This window comes from Aliifodinibius sp. S!AR15-10 (genome assembly GCF_031569985.1).
GTDB lineage: Bacteria > Bacteroidota > Rhodothermia > Balneolales > Balneolaceae > JAMQKA01.
The window spans coordinates 1-826 of sequence record NZ_JAMQKA010000123.1 but is presented as its reverse complement, the minus strand read 5'-3'; the positions used below and the strand labels follow the sequence as shown (position 1 = coordinate 826).

General features: G+C 40.6%; 1 protein-coding gene. It reads left to right on the top strand.

Going from position 1 to position 826, the window contains the following annotated elements; genetic code table 11:
• Positions 1-237: 237 nt before the first annotated feature.
• The coding region (locus NC796_RS26625; protein WP_310688930.1) for a hypothetical protein at positions 238-826 on the top strand (589 nt) is incomplete at its 3' end.

Genomic DNA, 826 nt, shown 5'->3' with positions numbered 1-826 from the left:
ACTGGAAAATATTTTTTATACAACAAAGATTGATAAATACTATCTTTTTATAAGAATAAGGTTTTCTAATCTATAGACTGTAATCGTCTGATTTTAATTGACTTGAAGCCCCCATTTACAGTATTCATCGAGTATCGATGACGAAAGAGTATAATTTTGGCAATTGTCAGTATAGCCTAAGCCGATGAAAGAATACTAGGATTCATCTGATTATAACCCCAAAAAAAGGGAGAAGTCATGAAAGCAATGAATCAAATCAATCATATAAAAGCTCAGACAAATGAAATTCTAGGTGATTTAACTACCACCCAGATCAACAAAACCACTCGCAGCTTTGCCCTCTATTACAAGGGAGGCAAGTATATGTGTCAAGGTTTCTTTGCGCAGCCGTTGGTGGGGAAACTAAACTCTCTGGAAGGACTGGAACGTGAAGCGGATGTCTATTTCAGATCGATACGGATGGTGGGCACCAACCTGTTCCATATCCGATTGGTCGGTGACGAGGACCAGATCCACGAGATGATATCCGACATTAAATTTTATCAACTCGTCAGGGGTATTAGCACAACTCTAAATGAGGATCTTCGTGTAAGACCCTACCTGGAGGTGGGTGGTCAAAAAGAACACTGGGATATCCTGATGTCTCTAGATATGGGGAATTGCTGTATAGCTAACCAAGTCATGTTGGATGGCAAAGAGACCCGCATTCATAATGTGGTTATCGTGGGAGATCGCATGATCGGACTGACCCCCAAAAACAGATGCGTAATCGGTCAGCTTATTCCGGATATTATTGAAAATACTGGTATGAGAATGGAGGTCGAAC